This window comes from Streptomyces dysideae (assembly GCF_001514305.1).
In the GTDB taxonomy this organism is placed as follows: Bacteria; Actinomycetota; Actinomycetes; order Streptomycetales; family Streptomycetaceae; genus Streptomyces; species Streptomyces dysideae.
The window spans coordinates 153207-177761 of sequence record NZ_KQ949090.1 but is presented as its reverse complement, the minus strand read 5'-3'; the positions used below and the strand labels follow the sequence as shown (position 1 = coordinate 177761).

At 72.2% G+C, this 24555-nt stretch carries 25 protein-coding genes and 1 pseudogene; 11 read left to right on the top strand and 15 right to left on the bottom strand.

Annotation, left to right across the window (positions count from 1 at the left end; genetic code table 11):
* The first annotated feature begins 26 nt into the window (after positions 1-26).
* The 3 genes from AQJ91_RS24720 to AQJ91_RS24710 are packed head-to-tail and all read left to right on the top strand — an operon-like array spanning position 27 to position 2274.
* The gene (locus AQJ91_RS24720; protein ID WP_067025821.1) at positions 27-785 is read left to right on the top strand and encodes a LamB/YcsF family protein; all 759 of its coding nucleotides are present in this window, start codon (positions 27-29) and stop codon (positions 783-785) included.
* Complete coding sequence (gene pxpB, locus AQJ91_RS24715; protein WP_067025819.1) at positions 782-1399, top strand: 5-oxoprolinase subunit PxpB; 618 nt, start codon at positions 782-784, stop codon at positions 1397-1399. Before AQJ91_RS24720 ends, pxpB begins: the two co-directional genes overlap by 4 nt.
* Complete coding sequence (locus tag AQJ91_RS24710) at positions 1396-2274, top strand: 5-oxoprolinase subunit C family protein (RefSeq protein WP_067025817.1); 879 nt, start codon at positions 1396-1398, stop codon at positions 2272-2274. Before pxpB ends, AQJ91_RS24710 begins: the two co-directional genes overlap by 4 nt.
* Positions 2275-2341: 67 nt before the next feature.
* Here AQJ91_RS24710 and AQJ91_RS24705 read toward each other — a convergent pair whose 3' ends face one another.
* From AQJ91_RS24705 to AQJ91_RS24685, 5 genes are all read right to left on the bottom strand, one after another.
* Positions 2342-3202 (bottom strand): SGNH/GDSL hydrolase family protein, encoded by an 861-nt coding sequence (locus AQJ91_RS24705; protein WP_067025815.1) that lies wholly within the window; start codon positions 3200-3202, stop codon positions 2342-2344.
* Positions 3199-4356, bottom strand: a complete 1158-nt coding sequence (locus AQJ91_RS24700; RefSeq protein WP_067025813.1) for a glycosyltransferase — start codon at positions 4354-4356, stop codon at positions 3199-3201. The genes AQJ91_RS24705 and AQJ91_RS24700 overlap by 4 nt, the downstream gene beginning before the upstream one ends.
* Positions 4353-5486, bottom strand: coding sequence for a glycosyltransferase family 4 protein (locus tag AQJ91_RS24695; protein WP_067025811.1), 1134 nt, complete (start codon positions 5484-5486; stop codon positions 4353-4355). Before AQJ91_RS24695 ends, AQJ91_RS24700 begins: the two co-directional genes overlap by 4 nt.
* A gap of 139 nt (positions 5487-5625) precedes the next feature.
* Positions 5626-7044, bottom strand: a complete 1419-nt coding sequence (locus tag AQJ91_RS24690; protein ID WP_067025809.1) for a HEAT repeat domain-containing protein — start codon at positions 7042-7044, stop codon at positions 5626-5628.
* A 301-nt stretch (positions 7045-7345) separates the two neighbouring features.
* Positions 7346-7738, bottom strand: a complete 393-nt coding sequence (locus tag AQJ91_RS24685) for an ankyrin repeat domain-containing protein (RefSeq protein WP_067025807.1) — start codon at positions 7736-7738, stop codon at positions 7346-7348.
* Positions 7739-7998: 260 nt separating this feature from the next.
* On the opposite strand from AQJ91_RS24685, the gene AQJ91_RS24680 reads away from it, so the two are divergent.
* Positions 7999-8193 carry a hypothetical protein gene (locus AQJ91_RS24680; protein WP_067025805.1) on the top strand — a complete coding sequence of 65 codons (195 nt, stop codon included), beginning with the start codon at positions 7999-8001 and terminating at the stop codon, positions 8191-8193.
* Between the two features lie 40 nt (positions 8194-8233).
* Positions 8234-9808: a hypothetical protein gene (locus AQJ91_RS24675; protein ID WP_067025803.1), complete on the top strand. Its 1575-nt coding sequence runs from the start codon at positions 8234-8236 to the stop codon at positions 9806-9808.
* Positions 9809-9926: 118 nt separating this feature from the next.
* On the opposite strand, the gene AQJ91_RS24670 is transcribed toward AQJ91_RS24675, so the two are convergent.
* Positions 9927-11426, bottom strand: a complete 1500-nt coding sequence (locus AQJ91_RS24670) for an SCO1417 family PLP biosynthesis transcription factor (RefSeq protein ID WP_067025801.1) — start codon at positions 11424-11426, stop codon at positions 9927-9929.
* A gap of 64 nt (positions 11427-11490) precedes the next feature.
* Here AQJ91_RS24670 and yczE point away from each other — a divergent pair, with 64 nt between their 5' ends.
* The 4 genes from yczE to AQJ91_RS24650 all read left to right on the top strand — a co-directional run bounded on the left by yczE (position 11491) and on the right by AQJ91_RS24650 (position 14996).
* Positions 11491-12180, top strand: coding sequence for a membrane protein YczE (gene yczE / locus AQJ91_RS24665; RefSeq protein ID WP_199848017.1), 690 nt, complete (start codon positions 11491-11493; stop codon positions 12178-12180).
* Positions 12177-12947, top strand: coding sequence for a glycerophosphodiester phosphodiesterase family protein (locus AQJ91_RS24660; protein WP_067025799.1), 771 nt, complete (start codon positions 12177-12179; stop codon positions 12945-12947). The genes yczE and AQJ91_RS24660 overlap by 4 nt, the downstream gene beginning before the upstream one ends.
* 53 nt (positions 12948-13000) lie before the next feature.
* Positions 13001-14356, top strand: a complete 1356-nt coding sequence (locus AQJ91_RS24655) for an MFS transporter (RefSeq protein ID WP_067025797.1) — start codon at positions 13001-13003, stop codon at positions 14354-14356.
* A gap of 265 nt (positions 14357-14621) precedes the next feature.
* Positions 14622-14996, top strand: coding sequence for an RNA polymerase-binding protein RbpA (locus AQJ91_RS24650; protein ID WP_003977404.1), 375 nt, complete (start codon positions 14622-14624; stop codon positions 14994-14996).
* A 132-nt stretch (positions 14997-15128) separates the two neighbouring features.
* Here AQJ91_RS24650 and fxsA read toward each other — a convergent pair whose 3' ends face one another.
* From fxsA to AQJ91_RS24630, 4 genes are all read right to left on the bottom strand, one after another.
* Complete coding sequence (fxsA, locus tag AQJ91_RS24645) at positions 15129-15686, bottom strand: FxsA family membrane protein (protein WP_067025795.1); 558 nt, start codon at positions 15684-15686, stop codon at positions 15129-15131.
* Positions 15687-15757: 71 nt separating this feature from the next.
* Positions 15758-16570, bottom strand: coding sequence for a polyprenol monophosphomannose synthase (locus tag AQJ91_RS24640; RefSeq protein ID WP_067025793.1), 813 nt, complete (start codon positions 16568-16570; stop codon positions 15758-15760).
* Between the two features lie 569 nt (positions 16571-17139).
* Positions 17140-18750, bottom strand: a complete 1611-nt coding sequence (locus tag AQJ91_RS24635; RefSeq protein WP_067025791.1) for an amidohydrolase — start codon at positions 18748-18750, stop codon at positions 17140-17142.
* Positions 18751-18797: 47 nt separating this feature from the next.
* Complete coding sequence (locus AQJ91_RS24630) at positions 18798-19238, bottom strand: Lrp/AsnC family transcriptional regulator (protein WP_067025789.1); 441 nt, start codon at positions 19236-19238, stop codon at positions 18798-18800.
* A gap of 201 nt (positions 19239-19439) precedes the next feature.
* Here AQJ91_RS24630 and AQJ91_RS24625 point away from each other — a divergent pair, with 201 nt between their 5' ends.
* Positions 19440-19874 carry a hypothetical protein gene (locus tag AQJ91_RS24625; protein WP_067025787.1) on the top strand — a complete coding sequence of 145 codons (435 nt, stop codon included), beginning with the start codon at positions 19440-19442 and terminating at the stop codon, positions 19872-19874.
* A gap of 10 nt (positions 19875-19884) precedes the next feature.
* Here AQJ91_RS24625 and AQJ91_RS55960 read toward each other — a convergent pair.
* The 3 genes and pseudogenes from AQJ91_RS55960 to AQJ91_RS24615 all read right to left on the bottom strand — a co-directional run.
* Positions 19885-20267 (bottom strand): annotated as a pseudogene (locus AQJ91_RS55960) (phosphotransferase family protein); the annotation flags it as partial.
* Positions 20260-20382: a hypothetical protein gene (locus tag AQJ91_RS57420; protein ID WP_267891232.1), complete on the bottom strand. Its 123-nt coding sequence runs from the start codon at positions 20380-20382 to the stop codon at positions 20260-20262. The pseudogene AQJ91_RS55960 and the gene AQJ91_RS57420, both read right to left, overlap by 8 nt.
* Before the next feature lie 351 nt (positions 20383-20733).
* Complete coding sequence (locus tag AQJ91_RS24615; RefSeq protein ID WP_067025783.1) at positions 20734-21909, bottom strand: acyl-CoA dehydrogenase family protein; 1176 nt, start codon at positions 21907-21909, stop codon at positions 20734-20736.
* 339 nt (positions 21910-22248) lie between these two features.
* Here AQJ91_RS24615 and AQJ91_RS24610 point away from each other — a divergent pair, with 339 nt between their 5' ends.
* The gene (locus tag AQJ91_RS24610) at positions 22249-23481 is read left to right on the top strand and encodes a glycoside hydrolase family 18 protein (protein WP_067025781.1); all 1233 of its coding nucleotides are present in this window, start codon (positions 22249-22251) and stop codon (positions 23479-23481) included.
* 54 nt (positions 23482-23535) lie between these two features.
* On the opposite strand, the gene AQJ91_RS24605 is transcribed toward AQJ91_RS24610, so the two are convergent.
* Positions 23536-24195 (bottom strand): TetR/AcrR family transcriptional regulator, encoded by a 660-nt coding sequence (locus AQJ91_RS24605; protein WP_067025779.1) that lies wholly within the window; start codon positions 24193-24195, stop codon positions 23536-23538.
* Between the two features lie 147 nt (positions 24196-24342).
* The gene (locus AQJ91_RS52300; RefSeq protein WP_107122517.1) at positions 24343-24483 is read right to left on the bottom strand and encodes an SCO1431 family membrane protein; all 141 of its coding nucleotides are present in this window, start codon (positions 24481-24483) and stop codon (positions 24343-24345) included.
* Positions 24484-24555: the final 72 nt, after the last annotated feature.

Below are 24555 nucleotides of genomic sequence, written 5' to 3'. Positions count from 1 at the left end.
CGCCTGAAAGGAGACACGAGACATCCATGACCTCGATCGATCTGAACGCCGACCTCGGCGAGGGCTTCGGCCGCTGGCAGCTCACCGACGACGAACAGCTGCTGTCCGTCGTCAGCAGCGCCAACGTGGCCTGCGGCTTCCACGCCGGGGACGCGGCCACCATGCGGCGGGTGTGCGAGCTGGCGGCCGAGCGCGGCGTACGGATCGGCGCCCAGGTCTCCTACCGGGACCTGGCGGGATTCGGGCGGCGCGCGATGGACGTGCCGCCCGCCGAGCTGGCGGCCGAAGTGGCGTACCAGATCGGCGCCCTGGAGGTCTTCGCGCGTGCGGCGGGCACGCGCGTGTCGTACGTCAAGCCGCACGGCGCGCTCTACAACCGCGTCGTGCACGACGAGGAGCAGGCCGGCGCCGTCGTGGACGGTGTGCTCCTCGCGGACGCCACGCTGCCGGTGCTCGGCCTGCCCGGCTCGCGCCTGCTGGAGCTGGCCGGAAAGGCGGGGCTTCCGGCCGTCACGGAGGCGTTCGCGGACCGCGCGTACACCGATGAGGGCACGCTCGTGCCGCGCGGCCAGGACGGTGCCGTGGTCACCGACGCGCAGGCCGTCGTGGCGCGCTCGGTGGGCCTGGCCCGCGACGGCGTGGTCACCTCCCGCTCCGGGACGCCCGTGGAGGTACGCGCGCGTTCCCTGTGCCTGCACGGCGACACCCCCGGCGCGGTCGACCTGGCCCGCCGGGTGCGGGCGCACCTGGAGCGGTCGGGCGTCCGGGTGAAGGCCTTCGGATGAGGGCGCTGCCCGTCGGGGACGACGCCCTGCTCGTCGAGGTGGCCTCCGGCGAGGAGGCCCAGGCGTTGCACGCCGAGCTGCTGCGGCGCCGCACCGAGGGCTCGCTGTCGGTCGGCGAGATCGTCCCCGCGGCCCGCACGGTCCTCCTCGACGGCCTCGCCGACCCGGCCCGGCTGGCCGCCGAGCTGACCGCCGCCGAGGTGCCGTCCGTTCCCGCACGCGCGCGTGCGGTCGTCGAGCTTCCGGTGCGCTACGACGGCCCGGACCTGGCCGACGTCGCCGCGCACTGGGGCGTCCCGGCGCACGAGGTGGCCCATATCCACACGAACAGCGAGTTCACCGTCGCCTTCTGCGGGTTCGCCCCCGGCTTCGGCTACCTCACCGGCCTGCCGGAGCGCTACGACGTCCCGCGCCGGGCCACCCCGCGCACCGCCGTGCCGGCCGGTGCCGTGGCGCTGGCGGGCCCGTACACGGGCGTGTACCCGCGATCGTCGCCGGGCGGCTGGCAGTTGATCGGTACGACGGACACCGTGCTGTGGGACCACGCGCGCGTGCCGGCCGCGCTGCTGGCGCCGGGCACGCGCGTGCGCTTCGTTCCCCTGGGGCGCTCATGACGGACCGCGCGCTCTCCGTCGTACGAGCCGGGGCGCTCACCACCGTGCAGGACCGCGGCCGCCCCGGCCACGCCCACCTCGGCGTGCCCCGCTCCGGCGCGCTGGACGGGCCCGCGGCGGCGCTGGTCAACCGGCTGGTCGGCAATCCGCCCGAGGCCGCCGTCCTGGAGACCACGCTCACGGGATGTGCCGTACGGCCGCGTTCGACGGTCACGGTGGCGGTCGGGGGCGCCCCCTGCCGTGTCACCGTGGACGGACGTCCGGTCGCGTGGGGCGCGCCGGTGCGGGTGCCCGCCGGGTCGCTCCTGGACGTCGGTGCGGCCATGTCCGGCGTACGCAGCTATGTTGCCGTCTCCGGAGGCATCATCGTCGAGCCGGTCCTCGGCAGCCGTTCCACCGACCTCCTGTCCGGACTCGGCCCGCCACCGCTCACGGACGACGCGGTGCTGCCCCTGGGACGTCCGACGGAGCTCCACGCACGCGTGGACGTCGCCCCGCAGCCGGCGCCCCCGGCCGAGCTCGTCCTGCGCGTGACGCTCGGCCCGCGCGACGGCTGGTTCACGCCGGACGCCGTAACGGCGTTCACCTCACGCGCGTACCGCGTGTCCGCCGCGAGCAACCGCATCGGGCTGCGCACGGAGGGGCCCGCCCTGGAGCGGGCCCGTACCGGCGAGCTGGCCAGCGAGGGCATGGTGCTGGGCGCGGTGCAGGTGCCGCCCGACGGCAGGCCGGTGGTCTTCCTGGCCGACCACCCGACCACCGGGGGCTACCCGGTGATCGCGGTAGTCCGTGGGGCCGATCTCCCTGCAGCGGCCCAGGCGGTACCGGGCACGCCGGTCCGCTTCGTGAAGGTGCGAAGACGACAACCGACCTAAGGGGCGCGGGGAACTGCGCGACCAGCCCCCACCGGCCCGCAGTGCCCCACTGGCCCCAGTGGGGCACTCACGCCGCTTCCGGCCTTCGCTCTGGCACGGACACCGTGGCCAGCGCCGCCGAAACCGCAGCCGACGCCCGCGCATCAAGCCGCGCGCTGGTCCCCCGCGCCTGATGCCTCACCTCATCGGCGGCAAGCCTCAGCAACTGAGGCAACAGATCGGTGCACCGCCGGGTCACCCAGCCGGTGCCCGCGGTCGCCAGCCACCACAGGCTCGCCGACTTGGTGGGGGCGGGGAACTCGGGCTCGGCCGTGGGCGCCACGCCCGTCGGGATGCCCGCCTGGGCCAGCAGGGCGTGGAAGCGCACCGCCAGCTGCCGGTGCCCGCGCTCCCCGGGGTGCAGCCGGTCCGCGCTCCACATCGCGCGGTCGGTGAGCCACGCGCCCTCGGACGCGTGCAGGTGCACGGCACCGTACCGGTCGGAGAGGGCGTGGACCACGGCGTTGACCGCCCGCTGCCGACGCGCCAGCGGTCGCGCCAGCGCCCCCGGCAGGCCGAGCATCGCGCCGGGATCGGGCAGGCATGCCGTGAGCAGGACCGCGCCCTGCTCGGTGAAGGCCGCGTACACCTTGTCGAGCCGGGCGGCCACGGCGTGGATGTCGAAGGTGCAGCGCAGGGTGTCGTTGACGCCGATGACGACCGACACGACGTCCGGCCGCAGGGCGAGCCCGGCGGGCAGTTGCCGTTCCAGCACGTCCCGCGTCTGCGACCCGCTCACCGCGAGGTTCGTGAACTCCACGGACTCCGCGGGCCCCTCGCCGAGCCCGCCGGCGAGCAGCGCGGCCCAGCCGCGCCACCCGTCGCCGACGGGGTCACCCACGCCCTCGGTCAGCGAGTCGCCGAGGGCGACGAACCGCAGGGGTCTCATGCCGCGCCCCCACGGACGAAGCGCCGTACGGGAACCTCCGCGTCGTGCGCCGTGAGGAACGCCTCCACGGCCGTACCCCACCCGAAGCACTCCGCACGCGCGCGTGCGGCCTCACGCCGCTCCACCTCGGGGCGTTGGAGCAGCATGTCCACGGCGTCCGCGAAGGCCTCGCCATGATCCGCCGCGACGGCCCCGGCGGACCCGATCACCTCGGGCAGCGCGGACGACGTGCTCACCGCCACCGGCGTCCCGCACGCCATCGCCTCCAGCGCGGCCAGCCCGAACGTCTCCGCGGGCCCCGGTGCCAGGCACACGTCGGCGGAGGCCTGGAGCGCGCCGAGCAGCCCCCGGTCGGCGACGTGCCCGAGGAAGGTCACCGGCAACCCGCGCTCCCGCGCCCGCTGTTCGAGCCGCGGCCGCAGCGGGCCGTCCCCGGCGACCACCAGCACCGCCCGCCGCCCGCGCCGCAGCAGCGCCTCCAGGGCGTCGAGGCCGGTGCCGGGCCGTTTCTCGACGGACAGCCGGGTGCACATCACCAGCAGCGTCTCGGCCACGCGCGCGTGGCCGGCGCGCAGACCGGGGTCACGCAGCGAGGGGTGCCGCTCGACCAGGTCGACACCGAGGGGCGCCCGTACGACATTGCGCGCCCCGATCCGCACGAACTCCCGCTCGGCGAACTCGGTGGTGCACACCACGCGCGCGTACGTGTGTGCCGTACGGACGTTGAGGGCGTCCGCGGCGCGCCGGGCCGCCCCCTCCGGCAGTCCCCAGGTGCGCAGCACACCGTCGGCGGTCTCGTGGGAGACCATCACGGCGGGCACACGCGCGCGTCGCGCCCACTTGCCGGTCCACCTGAGCGTCGTACGGTCGGAGACCTCCAGCCGGTCGGGCGCCAGCTCCTCCAGAAGCCGGGCCACCCGCCACTTGTCGGCGAGGACGCGGTACCCGCCCGTGCCGGGCAGCAGCGGCCCGGGGAGCGTGATCACCCGCCCCTGCTCGGTCTCCCGGTCACTGCCCCGCTCGCCCGGCACGATGAGCACCGGCTCGTGCCCCGCCGCCTTGAATCCCTTGCCGAGCTCGCGCAGCGCGGTGCGCAGGCCGCCCGAGGCGGGCGCGACGAAGTTGGCGAGCCGTACGATCCGCAGCGCGCTCATGCCGCCACCGCCGTCTTCCGTGTGGCCAGCACCTCGGCGTAGTGCCCGATCAGCTGGTCGCCGACGGACGCCCAGGTGCGCCCCTCGACCATCGCGCGCCCGGCGGCGCCGAACGCCGCCCGCAGCGCGGGATCGGCGGCCAGGGACCGCACCGCGTCCCGTACGGAGGCCACGTCGCCCGGCGGGACCAGCAGGCCGGTGCGTCCGTGGGCGACCAGGTCGAGCGGGCCGCCCACGGCGGGCGCGACCACGGGGACGCCGCTGGCCATGGCCTCCTGCACGGTCTGGCAGAAGGTCTCGAAGGGGCCGGTGTGCGCGAAGACGTCCAGCGAGGCGAAGATCCGGGCGAGTTCGTCGCCGGTACGGCGGCCCAGGAAGACCGCGCCGGGCAGCGCCTCGGCCAGACCGGGCTGACTCGGCCCGTCGCCGACGACCACGACGCGCACGCCGGGCAGGGCGCAGACACCGGACAGCAGCTCCACCTGCTTCTCCGGGGCGAGCCGGCCGACGTAGCCGACGATCAGCTCGCCGTTCGGGGCGAGTTCGCGGCGCAACGCCTCGTCCCGGTGCTCGGGCCGGAACCGGGCGGTGTCCACGCCTCGTGCCCAGAGCCGTACCCGGGGCACACCGTGCGCCTCCAGGTCGTGCAGGGCGGCGCTGGACGGGGCGAGGGTGATGTCGGCGGCGGCGTGGACGGAGCGGATGCGCCGCCAGGCGGCGGCCTCACCCGCGTGCACATAGGTACGGGCGTATCCGGCGAGGTCGGTCTGGTATACGGCGACGGCGGGTTTGCCGAGCCGGGCGGCCGCGGCCATGCCACGGACGCCCAGGACGAAGGGGCTGGCCAGGTGGACGAGGTCGGCGCGGTGCTCGGTGATGGCCACGGCGACACGCCGGCTGGGGAGGGCGACCCGGACCTGGGGGTAGCCCGGGAGCGGTAGGGAGGGAACGCGGACGACGGGGCACGGCGCCAGGGCATCGGCCCCGGGCCCGGTACCGGCGGCGGTGGCCGGTGCGACGACGAGCGGAGAGTGACCGCGATCTACGAGGTGCCGGGCGGTCTGGAGCGCGCAGTGGGCCACGCCGTTCACATCGGGGGGAAAGGATTCGGTCACGATGACGACACGCATACCGGTGTTCTCGCCGCACTGGACGTGGCCGCGTCAACGTGGATCTTTCCGAACGTGGAACGTCCCATGAGCGTTCCGCTGCGCACCCGAGCAGGTCAGGCCACGTCCATGCGTGCCTGACCCGCGGGTCATCCCGTGTTCACCCTGCGGGCGTGTCAGGGCCGAATCGGCTCCGTACGGCTGTCTGGACTTCAGCCTCTTCCGCGGGGTCGGCGGCGAGGCGGCGCAGTCGCTCGACGACACGGTTGTCACCGGTCTCGGCGTGCCGGGCGGCGATCTCCCGGGTGGTCTCCTCGCAGTCCCAGAGGCACTCGACGGCGAAGCCGGACGGGAAGGAGGGGTCGGTGGCGGCGAGGGCGCGGGCGGTGCGGCCGCGCAGATGGGACGAGGCCGTCTCGCGGTAGATATGGCGGAGCACGGGGGCGGCGCAGGCGATGCCGAGCCGTCCGGTGCCGTCGACGAGCGTCCACAGGGTCGGCGCGTCGGGGCCTTCGCCCCGTACGGCCTCCCGCAGCGCCGTCAGGACGAGGTCGCTGTCCTGGGCTCCGCCGCGGCAGGCGAGCATGCGTCCGGCGGCGGCGCCGAGCGGATCGGGCCGGTGGGCCCAGCCGCGCGCGCGGTCGACGGCGGCGATACTGCGCATGCGTTCGAAGGCGTCGACGGCGGCTTCCACGACAGTCGGTGAGCCGGTGATCACGGCCGCCTCGATCAGGCCGAGAGCGTCGGGATCATTGCCGTCGGCGAGGTAGCGCAAGGCCGTACAGCGGGCGCCGTCGGTGCCGTCCTTGGCCGCCGCGACAATCTCGGGCCGGTCCTCGGGACCCGCCACGGCGGTGAGGCAGCGGGCGGCGGGCACATGGAGCGCGGCACCGCGGTCCATGCCCTGCTGGGCCCACTCGAAGACGGCCTGCACGCTCCACCCCGGACGGGGCCCGGTAGGTCGCATCTGCCGCTGCCAGCGGTCGAAACAGCCGGCCTCGTGAGCGGCACGCACGCGCGTGGCGATCGATTCGCGCGGATCGTCGGCCCACAGCCGCCACGGCCGGGGCTCGAAGGCGTCGCGCACGGCGGCGGCCAGCTCGGCCTCGCCCTCGGGATCGGTGGCGAAGCGCGCCAGCACGGGCGCCGCGAGGGCGCGCAGACCGGCGTCGTCGTCGCGCAGCGCCAGCTCGTCCAGGGCCCAGGCCCAGTTGGCGCCCGAGGCGGCGTACCTGCGCAGCAGTTCCAGGGCGTCCCGCCTGCCGTACGAGGCGAGGTGGCCGAGGACGGCCAGGGCGAGCCCGGTGCGCGACTCCTCGGTGTCGAACACGTCCTCGACGTCGAAGAGGTGCGCCTCGATCTCGTCCAGCTCGCCGTTCAGGTCGAGGTAGAGACGGGCGTAGTAAAGGGAGCGGTTCTCCACCTGCCAGTCGTGGCGGGGGTCCCGCAGCACACAGTGGTTCAGGGCCGCGAGCGCCTCGGCGCGCGGGGCGGTGAGCGCGTGCAGTGTGCCGTCGCCGCGGCCCCGCTGGAGCAGGCCGAGCAGCGTACCGCTGGGCGCTATGACCGGTTCGAACATGGGAAACAGCCTCACATCAAGCGTCGACGCAACCGGAGAACACGCACTACCTGGCCGCGTGACAACACGTCGGGGCGCCCGCCGTCTCTTGCTTGCTGTAGACCATCTTCCTCTGCCTCTCGTCGGTGGCCCATGCGGACCGCATCACGGCCCGCGCGGTGCGGCAACACCTGCCCAGCCATCGCGTCCGTGAATCACGTCGCCATGATGACCCGGCTCTTCCATCTGCCGCGACCGAAATTTCGGCGGCCCTGTACCGCCTCCCCCGTTTTCCGTGTTTTTCCTGGTCAGTGTGTCCGGGTCAGTGTGCGCCGAACAGTTCGAGCAGGTCTGCCTTGCCGAACATGCGCGCCGTGTCGACGGCCGACGGGGTGCCCGCGGCCGGGTCGGCTCCGGCCTCCAGAAGCACCTGGATCACTTCTGTCTCACCCTTGAACACGGCCCCGGCGAGCGGGGTCTGTCCTCGGTCGTTGACACGGTCGGCCTCGCCGCCCCGGGCCAGCAGCGCCCGTACGGCGTCGGCGTGGCCGTGATAGGCGGCGAGCATCACGAGCGAGTCGCCGCGGTCGTTGGTGAGGTCGGCCGGAACGCCCGCGTCGACGTACGCCACGAGTGCCTCGGTCTGCCCCGTCCGGGCCAGATCGAAGATCTTGGTCGCCAGCTCCACGACCTCGGGGTCGGGGGCTTCAGTCATCGGCCGGACCGCCTCTCATACAACCGTTCAGGTGAATCGCCAGAGTACTGGCTCGCGCGGCACATGACCCGATGTGCCCGAGGTAAAGATCACCACAGACCCGGTCGAGCGCAACAGCCCTGCTCTACCGGCCCAGGACAGCACCGCCACCTGGGGGAAATTCACTGAATTTCACCCAGTTGCACCTTTTATCGTATGGATACATGCTGTGAGCCTGGAAGTACTCATGGTGACTGTCCCCGCGAACCAGGAGCACTCGCATGATCCTCTCCATCTCAGGCGTCGTCCTGCTCGGCATCGTCGTCTTCATCTTCTTCCGCAAAGACGGGCTCAAGGCGTCCCACGCCCTGATCTCGGTCCTGTTCGGTTTCTATCTCGCGAGCACAGCCATCGCGCCAAGCATCAAGGCCGGCGGCGAGAGCCTCGCGAGCCTCCTTGGCGGCATCAAGTTCTGACGCCGCCCGTCCCACCCGTACGCACCTTCAGGAGACAGCAGTGGCCCGGCGCCCCCTCCCCCGCATCCTGAGCACAGGCAGCGCGCAGATCGCCCGGAGCCGGGAGCTGGCCCGGACGGCGGCCGTCAGCGCCACCGACGTCCTCCACCCACTGATCACGATCACCCGCGGTCTGCGCCGGCTGGCGGCGGCAGGGCGGCGCAGGTGGGCCGACACCCCCAAGGACAAGCGCGGGCCGCTGCTGTTCCTGGTGGCCTCGGTGATCCTGGTCGTGGCACTCGTTCCGTACGGCCCGCTGCTCGCCGTCATCACACTGATGGCGGCGGCAGCCTGGCAGGGCCGGGACCGCACCCCGTCGGCCTCCGAGGGACCGGACGAGTCCCAGGCGCAGCGCCTGCAGTCCCTGTACGAGGCCCTCGTGCCGTACTTCTCGGCCGCCGAGGACCCGGAGCCGCTGTACGCCCACGGCGGCGAGTGGGAGAAGACCTTCCCGGCGTACGACTTCGACGGCTCCGGGCGGATCACCAGCCTGGCGATCCGCTACCCCGCCTACTTCACCGACGGCGAGGCCGAGGCCCGCGCCCGTATCGAGCAGTTGCTCACCGCGAAGGCGGGCCGGGGCCGCGAGTACCACTTCGCGTGGGACGAGGAGGGCAACCACCTCACGGTCACCGTCCTCGCGCCGCTCCCCACCGACATCGCCGCCCAGCGTTTCGTCACGGCCCCCGGCGAGACGGTCCTCGGCTTCACCGACCCCACCCAGGTCCAGCGCACGCTCCCTCTCACCTACGGTGAGGAACAGCGCGACGTCCCGCCGGTGGTCTGGCGCACGGGCATCCGCTCGACCGAGCCCCACCTCCTCGCCATGGGCCAGCCGGGCAGCGGCACCTCGACGCTGCTGCGCTCCATCACCCTGCAGGCCCTGCAGTACGGCGACGTGGTGATCGTGGAGGGCGGCGGCACCGGCGAGTACGCCTGCCTCACCGGCCGGGACGGCGTCCTGGCGGTCGAGTGCGGGCTGGCCGGGGCGCTGGCAAGCCTGGAGTGGGCGGCCACCGAGACGGAACGGCGCCTGATCGCCGCCAACCAGGCCCGTCAGGCCGGCCACCCGCCGCCGGAGGACACCAAGCGTCCCCTGTGGATCCTCCTGGACCGCCCGAGCGCCTTCGTCCCCCTGGCCGCCGCGGACGGCCGCAAGGACCCGCAGGCCCTCCTCCAGGTCCCGCTCCGGCACGGCCGCGCCGCGAACGTCACCGTGGTCGTCGCCGACCAGTGGGACAGCGCGGACGCCCTGAGCGACGCCGTACGCCAGTACACACGCGCGCGTGTCGTCCTCGGCCCGGCCACGGCGGACCAGCTGGCGGCGATCCTGGGCGGACCCCCGCAGACGACCCCGGTCGCCGACGTACCGCCCGGCCGCGGCTACGCCCGCCTGGGCACGGGCCCGGTCCTCCGCCTTCAGGTCCCGGCGACCCCGGACCCGTACGACGAGGCGACGAGCGACGCACAGCGGCAGGCGGTGCTGGACCTGCTGCCGCGGCGGACGACACCGGCGGACGCGGAGCAGGAACCGGAGCCGGTGCCTGCCGAGGCTGTGGTGGCGGAGACGTCATAGTGAACCGGCGTGGGTGCCGGCGCGCGGGTGGGTTCGCTCGCCCGCGCCGGCGGGGTGCCGCCTCGCTCTGGGACGGGTGCCGCCCCAGCTGCACGACTGCCCGCAGGCTGGGCGGGTCTTACGCCACGAACGGCCTTGCCGCCTCACTACCCCCACTCACACCGCTCTCCACCAACCGCGCAGCCGCCGCCAACCTCACCGCGGCCTCCTCGGCCACCGCACCCCCCACGGTGAACGGCAACCGCACATATCCCTCGAACGCCCCGTCGACCCCGAACCGGGGCCCGGACGGCACCCGCACCCCGACCCGCTCCCCCGCCTCGGCGAGCCGCGACCCCGACAAGCCCCCGGTCCGAACCCACAACGTCAGCCCGCCGTTCGGTACTTCGAACTCCCACTCGGGCAGCTCCCGCCGCACCGCAGCGACCAGCGCGTCCCGGTTCTCCCGGGCCTGACCGCGCCGCACCTCCACGGCCTGCTCCCAACCCCCGGTGCTGAACAGCCAGTTCACGGCCAGCTGCTCCAGCACCGGCGTCCCCAGATCGGCGTAGGCACGCGCGGCGACCAGGCTGCGGATGACATCCGGCGCCGCCCGCACCCACCCGATCCGCATCCCCGCCCAGAAGGCCTTGCTGGCCGACCCGACCGTGATCACGGTGGACCCAGCCGCGTCGAAGGCGCACACCGGCCTCGGCATCTTGACGTCCGGATCCAGCCACAGCTCGCTCATCGTCTCGTCCGCGACCAGCACCGTCCCCGCCGAGCGCGCCGCGTCCACCAGCCGGCGCCGCTGGTCGTCGTCGGCCAGCGCACCGGTCGGGTTGTGGAAGTCGGCGACGACGTACGCGATGCGGGGCGCGGCGTCCCGCAGTACCTGCCGCCAACGGTCCATGTCCCAGCCGGCCAGCCCCTCGGCCATGGCCACGGGCACCAGCCGGGCGCCCGCCTCCCGCATCAGCTGAAGGATGTTGGCGTACGACGGCGACTCCACGGCGACGCGCTCTCCGCGGCCCGCGAAGAGATGGCAGATGGCGTCTATGGCACCCATGGCCCCCGTGGTCACCATGATCTGCTCGGGCATCGTCGGAATCCCGCGCGCGCTGTACCGCTCGGCGATCATCGCGCGCAGCGCGGGCAGCCCGGCCGGATAGTCGCCGTGGGTGTGGGCGTACGGCGGCAGTTCCTCCAGGGCGCCCTGCACGGCCCGCGTCAGCCACGGCTCGGGTGCGGGCAGTGCCGCACAGCCGAGGTCGATCACCGAGCCGAGCGCCTCGGGCGGCAGCGGTTCGAGGCCACGCGCCGGGAGCGGGTTCCCGGCGGGCACGGCCGTCCAGCTTCCGGCCCCGCGCCGGGACTCCAGGAACCCTTCGGTGCGCAGTGCCTCGTACGCCGCCGCCACCGTCGTACGGCTGACGGACAGGGCCAGGGCCAGTTCGCGTTCGGCGGGCAGCCGGGCGGCCACCGGCACCCGGCCCTCCAGCACCAGCAGCCGGATGCCGTCGGCCAGCGCGCGATAGGCGGGCGGGCGGCGCGTGCCGGGGCCGGCGGGGCGGTCCTGCTGGGAGTTGAGCAGCCGGGCGAGCTGCGCGGCTCCCATCGCGGAAGTCCACTGCGTCATGGAAATCAGTCCACCTTCCCCGAATTGGCCATGGATGATGTTTGTTCTCAAGCCACAGGGTGGCATGCGCCAGGCCACTACCACCACAGGGGGGCACGTCTTGCCCACGAAGAGCCGTCTCGGGCGACGGCTGATCCAGCTCTACATCGGTCTCGCCCTGTACGGAGCCAGCTCTGCCCTCCTCGTCGAGGCGGGCCTGGGCCTGGAACCCTGGAACGTGCTGCATCAGGGCCTCGCCGAACTCACCGGTCTGACAATCGGTGTCGTGTCCATCATCGTCGGCGCGGCGGTTCTGCTCCTGTGGATCCCGCTCCGTCAGCGCCCGGGCCTCGGCACGGTCTCCAACGTCTTCGTGGTCGGCATCGCCATGGACGGCACCCTCGCCCTGGTCCCCGAGGCGCAACCCCTGGCCGTGCGGATCCCGCTGCTACTGGCCGGCATCCTGCTCAACGGCGTGGCGACCGGCCTCTACATCGCCGCCCGCTTCGGCCCGGGCCCACGGGACGGCCTGATGACCGGTCTGCATCAGCGCACCGGCCGCTCGGTCCGCCTGATGCGGACCGCCGTCGAGATCGCGGTCGTCGTCACCGGCTTCGCCCTGGGCGGCACCATCGGCGTCGGCACCCTTCTCTACGCGGTGTCGATCGGCCCGCTCGCCCAGCTGTTCCTGCGGGTGTTCGCCGTCCCCTCTGCATCCGACGGCAGCACGGTCGTTGCCACCGGGCAACCCGGTGGGGCGATACTGCGACGGTGAGCACCCCGCGGATACGCCACCCCTATCTCGACCACCCCGGTCCGATCGCCTTCGCCCATCGGGGCGGGGCGGCGGAGGGCCTGGAGAACACCGTGCTGCAGTTCCGGCACGCGGTCGAACTCGGCTACCGGTACATCGAGACCGACGTCCACGCCACGCGGGACGGCAAGCCGGTCGCCTTCCACGACGCGACCCTGGACCGGGTGACCGACGGGGCGGGCCAGATCGCGGACCTGCCCTGGGCCGACGTACGGCACGCGCGCGTGGCGGGCAAGGAGCCGGTGCCGCTCTTCGAGGAGCTCCTGGAGACCTTCCCGGGCGTGCGCTGGAACGTCGACCTCAAGGCGGAACCGGCGCTCCACCCCTTCCTCGAACTGGTCGAGCGCACGAACACCTGGGACCGGATCTGCGTCGGCTCCTTCTCCGAGGCGCGCGTGGTGCGCGCCCAGCGGCTGGCCGGGCCACGCCTGGCGACCTCGTACGGCACCCGGGGCGTCCTCAATCTGCGGCTGCGCTCCTGGGGCGTGCCGGCCGCGCTGCGCCGGTCCGCGGTCGCCGCCCAGGTTCCCGAGGAGCAGTCCGGCATCCAGGTGGTGGACCACCGCTTCGTACGGACCGCCCACGCGCGCGGGCTGCAGGTGCATGTGTGGACCATCAACGATCCCGATCGCATGCACCGGCTCCTGGACCTGGGAGTCGATGGCATCATGACCGATCACATCGACACGTTGCGCAAGGTCATGGAGGACCGGGGCGTCTGGGTCTGACCCGTCCGCTCCCCGCCCTCGCGCGGCACTCTCACGGGGAAGCGAGGGCACGGGTGGGCACCGGAACCGTGCGGACGGAGGCGGCGGACGAGGCCGCCGGGCGGCGGCGCGAGCAGCGCGGCTGGTACTTCTACGACTGGGCGTGCTCCGTCTACTCGACGAGCGTGCTCACCGTGTTCCTCGGCCCCTATCTGACGTCGGTCGCCGAGAACGCGGCGAATGCGGACGGATACGTCCATCCCCTGGGGATCCCGGTCCGCGCCGGGTCGTTCTTCGCGTACTCGGTGTCCCTGTCGGTGATCGTGGCCGTGCTGGTGATGCCACTGGTGGGCGCCGCCGCCGACCGCAGCGGCCGCAAGAAGCCCCTGCTGGCGGCCGCCGCCTACACCGGTGCCGCGGCGACGACGGGCATGTTCTTCCTCGGCGGCGACCGCTATCTGCTCGGCGGCCTGCTGCTGATCGTCGCGAACGCGGCCCAGTCGGTCGCGATGATGCTCTACAACTCCTACCTGCCGCAGATCGCCCCGCCCGAGGAGCGCGACGCGGTCTCCTCCCGGGGCTGGGCCTTCGGCTACGCGGCAGGCTCGCTGATGCTGGTCGTGAACCTGGTGCTCTACCTGGCGCACGGCTCCTTCGGCCTCTCCGAGAGCATGGCCGTCCGTATCTGCCTGGCGTCGGCGGGCCTGTGGTGGGGCGCCTTCGCGCTCATTCCGCTACGGCGGCTGCGCGACCGTCGGCGGGCGATCTCCGCGGGCAAGGAGGCGACCGTCCCCGGGTTCCGGCAGCTCGCGGCGACCCTCCGCGACATGCGCCGCCACCCGCTGACGCTCGCCTTCCTGCTGGCGTACCTCGTCTACAACGACGGCATCCAGACGGTGATCTCCCAGGCCTCGATCTACGGCTCCGAGGAACTCGGCCTCGAGCAGTCGACGCTCATCGGGGCCGTCCTGCTGGTCCAGGTGCTGGCCGTGGCGGGGGCGCTGGGGATGGGGCGGCTGGCCCGGATCTACGGCGCGAAGCGCACGATCCTCGGTTCGCTGGTCGCCTGGACGGTGACGCTGGCGGCCGGGTACTTCCTGCCGGCGGGCGCGCCGGTCTGGTTCTTCGTCCTGGCGGCCGGCATCGGGCTGGTCCTCGGCGGCAGCCAGGCCCTGTCCCGCTCCCTGTTCTCCCATCTCGTCCCGCCCGGCATGGAGGCCGAGTACTTCTCGGCGTACGAGATGAGCGACCGCGGCATGAGCTGGCTCGGCCCACTGTTGTTCGGGATCACCTACCAGCTGACAGGAAGCTACCGGGACGCGATCATCTCCCTGGTGGCCTTCTTCGTCATCGGGTTCGTGCTGCTCGCACGGGTTCCGGTGCGGCGGGCGATCAGCGACGCGGGGAATCCCGTTCCCGAAAGGATTTAGCGTTCCGAGTGAAAGGGCGGTAGTGTACGCGTTTGGCCTGCCAGGCGTACCGTTACTGCGCGTCAAAGATGCCGAAACGCTGGGTCACATCTGCTAGCAGATGTGACAAACCGGGCGCCGGTGGGTACGAAATGGTCAGCAAGGCTGCGGCTACGACGGCGACGCACGACCCGGAACGGGAATCTTTACCGCCGACCGGACGTTGACCGGATGACGACGACAGCGACACCTGTCCTGTGGGCGACAAGCCCGGGAGGCACGATTCATGAGTGAGCGAGCTCTTCGCGGCACGCGCCTCGTGGTGACCAGCTACGAGACGGACCGCGGCATCGACCTGGCCCCGCGCCAGGCCGTGGAGTACGCATGCGAGAAGGGGCACCGCTTCGAGATGCCCTTCTCGGTCGAGGCGGAGATCCCGCCGGAGTGGGAGTGCAAGGTCTGCGGGGCCCAGGCACTCCTCGTTGATGGCGACGGCCCTGAGGAGAAGAAGGCCAAGCCCGCGCGTACGCATTGGGACATGCTGATGGAGCGGCGCACCCGCGAGGAGCTCGAAGAGGTCCTCGAGGAGCGTCTTGCCGTTCTGCGCTCCGGTGCGATGAACATCGCAGTTCATCCCCGGGACAGCCGTAAGTCGGCTTAGTCCCCCAAGGCTTGGGCGGAATCTACCGAGCAAGCGCATGACCGCGGGCGCCGTACGTGAGTTCCACGTACGGCGCCCGCGGTCTTCGTGCGTCCGGCGGAGCCCCGGCCGAAGCCGAGCCCCGGCCGGTGTTCAGCTCGTCAGCGGTGGGCGCGGGTCCTGCGGGGTGTCCCCCGGCGGCTGGTCCCTGATGACCTCGCCCTGGACGACCTTGCCGTCGGGGCGGTGCATCCGAGCCTGCTGGAAGGCGTCGCCCAGGGTGCCCGGGCCGGCGGTGCGGAGCTTGCGCTCCACCGTGCGTTCCGCGTACCCGCTCAGAGCCTTCTGGAGCGGCGGGACCAGCAGGAGCAGGCCCAGGGCGTCCGAGATCAGGCCCGGGAGCATCAGGAGCAGACCGCCGAGCATCATCAGGCCGTTGCCGCCGCCGCTCTGCGGGGTGCCACCGCGTTGCAGCGCCTCGTTGAGGTTCTGGAAGGCGCGCCGGCCCGCCCGCTTGATGACCACCGAACCGAGCAAAAAGCCGGCGAGCAGCAACAGGAACACCCTGAAGCCGCCGACCGCGCCCGCGACCACGGTCAGCAGCCAGATCTCCAGCACCAGCCAGGCGGCGATGCCCAGCGGCAGGAACGTCCGCAGCCGGGAGCGCCGCGGCCGGGCGGGATAAGTGGGAGTCTGTGCGCCAGTCGTCATGCATCCAGTGTGCCTGGGCCCGGCTCAGCGCGGGATAAGGGGACGATCAGCCGTGCCTGTGCGTCGGGGAGCTACGGCTGTGGCCGCTGCTGCGCCGGCTTCGCGCGGCTGACGAGCTTGCCGACTCGCTCCTGGGCGCCCCACGAGGTCACTCGCCACAGCGCCTCCACGAGGATGTCGCGGCTCATCTTGGAGTCGCCGAGTTCGCGCTCCACGAAGGTGATGGGCACCTCGACGACATGGAAGCCGGCCTTGACCGCCCGGCGGGCGAGGTCGACCTGGAAGCAGTAGCCCTGCGAGGCGACGTCGTCGAGGCCGAGGCCCTCGAGAGTCTCGCGGCGGAAGGCGCGGTAGCCGCCGGTGACGTCGCGCAGCGGCAGGTCGAGGGCGAGCCGGGAATAGAGGCTGCCGCCGCGGGAGATGACCTCGCGGGACCTGGGCCAGTTCACGACCCGGCCGCCGGGCACCCAGCGCGAGCCGAGGACCAGGTCGGCGCTCTTGAGGGCGGTCAGCAGGCGGGGCAGCTCCTCGGGCTGGTGGGAGCCGTCGGCGTCCATCTCGACGAGGACGCCGTAGCCGTGCTCCAGGCCCCAGCGGAAGCCCGCGAGGTAGGCGGCGCCGAGGCCCTCCTTGCCCTTGCGGTGCAGGACCTGGACATGGTCGTCCTCGACGGCCAGTTCGTCGGCGAGCTTGCCGGTGCCATCGGGGCTGTTGTCATCGGCCACGAGGACGTGCGCCTCGGGGACGGCCTTGCGCACCCGGCCGACGATCGCCTTGATGTTCTCCGCCTCGTTGTAGGTGGGGATGATCACCAAAGCGGTGCCGAGCGGGCCGAACTGCCTCCCTCTGTCCTGTGCCGCGAGGGTCCCGTCGCCGTCGTTCACTGCTGCCCCTTCATGTCCGTACGCAGGGGTCCACCATAGTGGCCGCGGCCTGCGATGACGTGACAGGACGTTCGTATCGTGGTGTCGAATCCACAAGAGCAGGGTAAGCGTCTGATTTTCGACGGCGGTGATTCGACGGCGGTGCGCGAGCGCGTCGTCCTGCGGATGGGGGCCCGGCGCCCTTCGGGCCGACCTGGGACCCGCTGGCTGCGGGTCGACCGAAAGCCGTTGTCTACTGAGCGCCCGGCCCCACCCGGGTCACACCTCCCCGACCGGCCGGAACGTTCCCTCGCCGCCGCGCGAGCGCTGAGCCTGGCTCCCAGTGGCGGTGCCCCAGTGCGGCACACCGTCCCTGACCCAGCGGCAGGGCGACGAGTTCACAGAAGTTCCGCGGTTGCCCGGTCGGGCGTCCGGTGGTGGACCCGGCCGAACCTACCGGCCCTCTGCTGTCGGCTGTCAACAGCCGTTCGACCTGCGGCTCTTCACTCAATGCACTGGTCAGCGCAGAGGACGCGCAGGTCGCGCGACAGGGCTGCGTGAGCCGATCGAGTTCAGGCCACGCCTGGAGATCACTCGCCCGGCCGTACGAACACGGTCCGTCCGCCCACGACCGTGCGCAGGCATACCGGGAGGTCACGGCCGGGGGTCAGGTCGGGCAGGCCGGGGGTGCCGGAGCGGGGGTCGGTGGACCAGCGGGCGACCCGGTCGTCGGGGGCCTGGACCACCAGCTCGTCGGTGCGCCACACCGCGTAGTCGGCGGGCGCGCCCGGGACCAGGACACCCGCGTCATCCCGTCCGACGGCCCGCCAGCCGCCCCGCGTATGCGCCGTGAACGCGGCGCGTACGGAGACGCGATGCTCGGGCGTGTGGTGGAAGGCGGCCGCGCGGACCGTGCCCCAGGGGTCGAGCGGGGTGACCGGGCTGTCGGAGCCGAAGGCGAGGGGCACGCCGGCGCGCAGCAGGGCCGCGAAGGGGTTCAGGGTGCGGGCCCGGTCGGCGCCCAGGCGCTGGGCGTACATGCCGTCCTCGCCGCCCCACAGCGCGTCGAAGGCGGGCTGCACGGACGCGGTCAGGCCCAGCTCGGCGAAGGCCGCGATGGTCTCGGGCGTGAGCATCTCGGCGTGCTCGACGCGGTGGCGGGCGGCGCGGATGCGAGCGAGGCCGAGCTTGTCGGCGGCGGCGCGGACGCCCTCGACGACGGTGGTGACGGCGGCGTCACCGATGGCGTGGAAGCCCGCCTGGAGGCCGGCCTCGGTGCAGGCGGTGACGTGGGTGGCGACGGCGGCCGCGTCGAGATAGGAGGTGCCGGTGTGGCCGGCGTCACTGTACGGCTGATGGAGACAGGCGGTGTGCGAGCCGAGGGCGCCGTCGACGAAGAGGTCCCCGGCGGCGCCGACCGCGCCGAGCACACGGGCCTTGACAATTCCCTTTTCGGCCGGCTCCGCCCAGTAGCCGACCACGCGCGGGCCGGCTTCCTCACCGGCGAGCCGGAGCAGGCCGGTGAAGTCGTCCTCGGAGGAGATGTCCGGCCCGCCACATTCGTGGACGGTGCCGATGCCGAGGGAGGCGGCGCGGGCGAGGGCGGCGCGCTGGGCATCGGTCCGCTGGGCCGGGGTGATGGCGGCGAGGGCGGTGGCGCGTACGGCGTGGTGGGCGTCGGCGGTGAGCGGGCCGTCGACCGTGCCGAGGCCGGGGGTCAGGTCCAGCAGGGCCGTGGTGACGACCGCCGAGTGGACGTCGATGCGGCTCAGGTAGAGCGGGCGGCCGCCCGTGGCCTCGTCGAGTTCGACACGGGTCGGGGGCCGGCCGCCGGGCCAGCGGGCGGCGTCCCAGCCGTGGCCGAGCAGGACGCGGTCACCCGGGCGGGCGGCGGCGAAGTCCCGTACCAGGGCGAGGGCGGCCTCCAGGGAGGGGGCGGCCGAGAGGTCGAGGCCGGTGAGGGCGAGGCCCGTGGCCGTGGTGTGCACATGGGCGTCGGTGAACGCCGGGGTGACCAGTGCTCCGTCCAGGTCGACGATCTCGTCCACGCCGTCCGCGAAGGCGTCCGCTGCGCCCTCGGAGCCGACCCAGGCGACCTGGCCGCGCTCCACGACCATCGCGGTGGCGAACGGGTCGGCGGGGCTGTGGACCTCTCCGCGGCGGAGCAGGACGGTCTTCGGCGGGGCGGTGGACTCACTCATGGGGAACAGTCTCGCGCCTCGCGCGCGCCGTCCCGCAGGCAGGTGGGTCAGATCCGGGGCGGCCGTGCCTCGTACGGCGTCGACAGGACCACCGTCGTCCGGGTCGAGACGCCTGCCAGCGTGCGCAGCCGGGCGAGCAGTTCCTCCAGCTCGTGCGGTGTGGACACGCGCACCTTGAGGATGTAGTTCTCGTCGCCCGCGACGCTGTGACAGGCCTCGATCTCGGGGACTCCGGAGAGGCGCTCCGCGATGTCGTCGGGGGCGCTGGGGTCGAACGGCTTCACCGAGATGAAGGCGGTCAGGGGCAGCCCCACGGCCTCGGGGTCGACGACCGCGGCATAGCCGCGGATGACGCCACGCTGTTCCAGCCGGCGCACCCGCTGGTGCACGGCCGACGTGGACAGGCCCGTGGCCTTGCCCAGGTCTGTGTAGCTCATCCGCCCGTCCTTGACGAGCAGCTGCACGATCTGTCGGTCCAGCTCCTCCATGGCGCAAGAACCTACAGTGCGGTTGATCTCTTCGGATACCTGAGGGCCGCCCCGGGCACCTGCGGGCGGCATGTGACGAACGCCACAGCCCCCGAACAGTCTCCGTGATGTTCTCGTGATTACCGCCGAGACGGGGCGGGAAGTGCTTGCTGTGGTCGAGGCCGCAGTGCCTTCACGGCCCAGCCCGAGGGGGAGAATCCCATGCAGAGTCTTAAGCGCCCTGGTCGTACCGCGCCCAAGCGCCTCCAGGCAGTCGTCGAGCCCGAGCCGGAGGGCGTCGAACCCGGCGCCTACGACGACGAACTCGACGCGTACGACACCTTCGAGATGTACCGGGTGGTCTGCCCGGACTGCGCGCAGCCCATCGCCCTGCTGGCGGACGAGGAGGTCCTGCCGGAGCACGCGCTGTGCGCCTCACCTTGGAACCCGTTCGGCCTCACGGTGTGTGCCGGTACGGGCCGCAGGGCCTCCGACGCCCGTTCCGCGGACGAGTCGGTGACGCCCCAGGAGCAGGACACGGCCCTCCTGTTGACGCTCCCTCAGGGGCTCGACTGGCGGACGCAGCCGTTCTCGCACGTCGGCGGCCCGGCCTCGCGCCCCATGCGGGTCCCCGTCATGCGGCGCCAGGCCGCCTGAGCGGCCTGGCTCAATCCCGGTAGCCGCCCTGCACCATGGCTCGCATGGCTGTCGTGGTGCAGGATCAGTGTGTCCGGGGCCGCGGGGGACGGCCACTTCACCGAAGTACGCCTGGCGGTAGGCGACGCGCAGCATGACGATCGCGTGCCGCAGGGCGGCGTACAGCGCGTACAAGTCCATGTCACGCGGGGGGGGGTGTCCGGTGAGGTCCGCATAGCGGGCCTCAACCTGGTCGCGGCGCAGGAAGCCCGGCAGACCGCGTGCCCGAAGGCGACCGTCAGGTCGTGGAAGAAGCGGTGCAGGTAGATCGTCCAGCCCGAGGTCCACCTCGCGCGGGGCGAGGGCCGCCATCTCCCAGTCGAGGACGGCTGCGGGCTCCAAACCGTCATAGATGCAAGATGCATCGGTCGTAGGCGTTCCAGTCGCTCGTCGCCAGGTGCTTCATGGACAGCGGGACCTGGTGCACCGCGTACTCGTCGAGTGGTACGGGGCGGTCGTCGGCGGGCACGGCAGACCTCCCTGGAGGCGGTGCGGCTGACGGTACGTCAGACAGTGGTGCGGGGCCAGACATGGAGCCGTAAGGTCCGCGAACTCACGCCCGATTGCGGCGGGCGGTGACCTGTCCGCCCTTTGCCGCGTTGCCCCGGTATGACCCCCACATATTCAGCGACCGGGCGTCAGCGCCGTATCTTCGTCTCACCGCCCGCAGAATCGGTTCCGCCGATGCCTCCGCAGCACCAGGACCCGCCGATCTACCGCGATCTGATGCGCGCCTGGGCCGACCGGGGCCGCACCCTGCCGGGGCGCCGCGACCCGGAGTGGATCCGGCTCGCGGCGCCGCAGGTCAGGCCGGGTCAGTTCAGCGCCGGCCCTCGGGACCCGCTAGATGACGGGCGATGACCATCCGCTGGATCTGGTTGGTGCCCTCGACGATCTGCAGGACCTTGGCCTCGCGCATGTAGCGCTCGGCCGGGAAGTCCGCGGTGTAGCCGTAGCCGCCGAGGATCTGGACGGCATCGGTGGTGACCTTCATCGCCGCGTCGGTGCAGTGCAGCTTGGCCATGGCCGCCTGCTTGGCGAACGGCCGCTTCGCGTCACGCAGCCGCGCCGCCGCCAGATACAGCGCGCGGCCCGCCTCGATCTGGGTCGCCATGTCGGCGAGCATGAAGCGCAGGCCCTGGAAGTCGCCGATCGGCTTGCCGAACTGCCGCCGCTCGGTCGCGTACGCCACCGCCTCGTCGAGCGCCGCCTGGGCCACGCCGATCGCACAGGCCGCGATCCCGAGCCGCCCCGAGTCGAGCGCGGACAGGGCGATCGCGAAGCCCTGGCCCTCGTCGCCGATGCGCCGCTCGTCGGCGACCCGCACGCCGTCGAAGTGGACCTGGGCCGTCGGTGAGCCCTTCATGCCCATCTTCTTCTCCGGCGCCGCCGCGCTCAGGCCCTCCGCGTCGCCGGGCACCAGGAACGCGGTGATCCCGCGCGGGCCCTCCTCGCCCGTACGCGCCATGACCGTGTAGAAGTCGGCGATGCCGCCGTGGGTGATCCAGGCCTTGGTACCGGTGATCACCCAGTCGTCGCCCTCTCGCACCGCCTTCGTACGCAGGGAGGCCGCGTCCGAGCCGGAGGACGGTTCGGAGAGGCAGTACGCGCCGAGCAGGCCGCCGCCGAGCATCGCCGGCAGGTGCTCGACCTGCTGTTCCTTGGTGCCGTAGGCGGCCAGGGCGTAGGAGGCGAGGGTGTGCACGCTGACGCCGAGGCCGACGGTGAGGCGGGCCGAGGCGAGCTCCTCGAGGACCTGGAGGTAGACCTCGTACGGCTGGTCACCGCCGCCGTACTCGGAGTCGTAGGGCAGTCCGAGCAGTCCTGACTCGGAGAGCAGGGTGAAGACCTCGCGCGGGAAGCGTCCGGCGTCCTCCTCCTCGGCCGCCTTCGGGGCGATCTCGCGCTGCGCGATGTCGCGGACGAGCGAGATCAGATCCCGGGCCTCGTCCGTGGGCAGTTGACGGTCCACCGGCTGCGGGGCGCGGTCGGGCATGGCGACGCTCTCCTCCCTGTACGGGCACATCGGCGGATGTGCGCCTTGGGTGGGGCGGCTCCGCCGGGTCTTTCGGGTGCCTGGCCGGTGCTCGCGGTTCCGGGTCTCGGATCTGCGCTGACCAGCGGCTGTGCGCTGTGAGTATGCCCGATCGGGGAGAGCAAGTCACTTGTTAACGACCGCTTACTTCAGGAAAAATCCCGGACTCCCGAATCAGCCCCGAAATTGGTCCGAACCATTGACCCGACTGGTCTAGTCCTCCTACCGTGTCGGACCAACGCATCATCGCGTTCATGCCAATCGGCGCGCGTTCCCCTCTCCCCCACGAGGAGCCACCCGATGCACACCTCCCCACGTCCCCGCTCCCGGTTCCGGGCGCTGCTCGCCGCCGCGTGCTGCGCGGTCCTCGGCGCCGGGCTGCTCGCCGGCGCGAGCACGGCGACCGCGAAGCCCTCGGCCCGGGAGGCCGCCGGTTCCAAGGTGATCGGCTACTTCACCGAATGGGGCACCTACGACCGCAAGTACTACGTCAAGAACATCGAGACGTCGGGCTCGGCCGCCAAGCTCACCCACATCAACTACGCCTTCGGCAACGTCACCGGCGGCAAGTGCGCGATGGGCGACTCCTACGCGGCGACCGAGCGGACCTACACCGCGGCCGAGTCCGTGGATGGCGTCGCCGACACCTGGGACCAGCCGCTGCGCGGCACCTTCAACCAGCTGCGCGAGCTGAAGAAGAAGCACCCGGGCCTGAAGGTCCTGTGGTCCTTCGGCGGCTGGACCTGGTCGAGCGGCTTCGGCGATGCCTCGCGGAACCCGGCCGCGTTCGCGCAGTCCTGCTACTCCCTGGTCGAGAACTCCAGGTGGGCCGACGTCTTCGACGGCATCGACATCGACTGGGAGTACCCGAACGCCTGCGGCGCCAGCTGTGACACCAGCGGCCGGGCCGCGTTCAAGAACCTGATGTCGGCACTGCGGGCGAAGTTCGGCACCGGCAACCTGGTCACCGCGGCCATCACCGCGGACGCCACCAGCGGCGGCAAGATCGACGCGGCGGACTACGCGGGCGCGGCGCAGTACGTGAACTGGTACAACCCGATGACCTACGACTACTTCGGCGCCTGGGACGCCACCGGCCCGACGGCCCCGCACTCGCCGTTGAACTCCTACGCCGGCATCCCCAAGGCGAACACCTACACCTCGGCGACCATCGCCAAGCTCAAGGGCCTCGGCATCCCGTCCTCGAAGCTGCTGCTGGGCATCGGCTTCTACGGACGGGGCTGGACCGGCGTCACCCAGTCGGCGCCCGGTGGCACGGCCACCGGCCCGGCGGCGGGGACGTACGAGCAGGGCATCGAGGACTACAAGGTGCTGAAGACGAAGTGCCCGGCGACCGGCACGGTGGGCGGCACCGCGTACGCCAGGTGCGGGAGCAACTGGTGGAGTTACGACACCCCGGCGACCATCGCGACGAAGATGACGTACAAGAACCAGCAGGGGCTGGCCGGCACCTTCTTCTGGGAGCTGAGCGGGGACACGACGGGCGGTGAGCTGATCAGGGCGATCAACTAGTTGCGGATGTACGGCACTTGGGGCGGGGGTCGATCGGCAGACCCCCGCCTCTCGTCATGCCTCCCGGCGGGCGGGCTCCGGCGCGGGGTAGGTGGGGTCCATCTCCTCGATGGCGCGCATGGAGCCGCCCAGGGTCCTCACCAGGAGCTCGCACATGACGTCGCGGGAGAGTTCGGGGCGGTCGATCCAGTCGACGGCGGCGCCCTCCACGCTGCACACCCAGGCGAGCAGGCCCATGCGGGCCAGCGGGGCGATGTCGCTGCGGCCGTAGGCCCCTTCGGCGAGGGTCGCGACGATCGCCTCGCGCACGCCGTCCCGGATGGCGTGCACCTCGGCGTCGAAGCCGACGCCACCGCTGACGATCGTGCGGTAGGCGGCCTGGTTGTGCTCGGCATAGCGCAGGTAGCTGTCGATGGTGCGGTGGACCCGGTCCACCGGGGGGAGCTCGAGACCGCTCGCGGCGTAGGTGACCAGGTCGGCGACGGAGTCCTGGATGATCGCCAGGTAGTAGCCGCGCTTGGACTGGAAGTAGTAGTAGATCAGCCCTTTGGCGACATGCGCCTGCCGGGCGATGTCATCCATCGAGAGCGCGTCGTACGAGGTGTGAGCGAACAACTTCCGCCCGATGGCGATGAGTTCGGCACGGCGCGCCACCGAGCGCTCGGTGCCACGAGCCCGCGGGCGGGCATCGTCGCGCTGTTGACTGATATTCAATTTCGACCCTGGTCTCCGAACGGGCGGCGGGACATCCGCAGTATGGCAGAACGGCACCACCTGCTCGTTCGAGTCTGATCGACAGGAGCGGGCGACTCTCCACCGAGGTCGGATATGTCAGGCCAAACGGCCCGCGTGTGTGTCAGGTCACAGCAGGCCGAGCCGGGTGACGAGCATCGCGACGACCACGACGAGGACCCAGCCCATGGCATGCTCGACGATCTTCGTGCCGTCCTCCCCGGGGCCGCCGGTGCGGACGCGGTTGGCGGTGGCTGAGTTCGCGGTCATGGTCTCTCGCTGACGTCGGGCGTGCGGTCGGACTTCCCCCACGGCTCCCCTGCCGTTCCGTCCACCTTGCCA